The organism is Gilvimarinus sp. 1_MG-2023 (assembly GCF_030548285.1).
Window position 1 is genome coordinate 1 of record NZ_JAUOSC010000323.1, and the last position, 374, is coordinate 374.

1 protein-coding gene is annotated in these 374 nt (G+C 53.7%); it reads left to right on the forward strand.

What is annotated here, in order from left to right; all coding sequences use genetic code 11:
- On the forward strand, positions 1 to 374 hold a 374-nt coding region (locus Q4563_RS17000; protein ID WP_303605329.1), incomplete at both ends, for an efflux RND transporter permease subunit.

Consider the following 374-nt stretch of genomic DNA (forward strand, 5'->3'; position numbering starts at 1 on the left):
GTTATCATCAGTAACCCGGATGGGGCTGAAATCCGTCTGCGCGATCTGGCGACCATCACCGACACCTTTGAAGACAACGATCATCAAGTGATTTTTGATGGCCAGCGGGCGGCTCTGTTGCGAGTCGCCAAAAACAGTACCGATGACAGCCTGCGGGTGCTCGACGCCGTCGAAGCCTTTATCGACCGTGAAACCCCCTACTTGCCTGCTGGCAGCCACTTTGTGCTAACCCAGAACTTCACCGATATTGTCAAGGACCGGCTGTCGATGCTGATCAACAATGCCTGGCAAGGGTTACTGCTGGTTTTTCTGACGCTGATGCTGTTTTTTGGTTTCCGCTATACCTTCTGGGTAGTGATGGGCCTGCCGGTAAG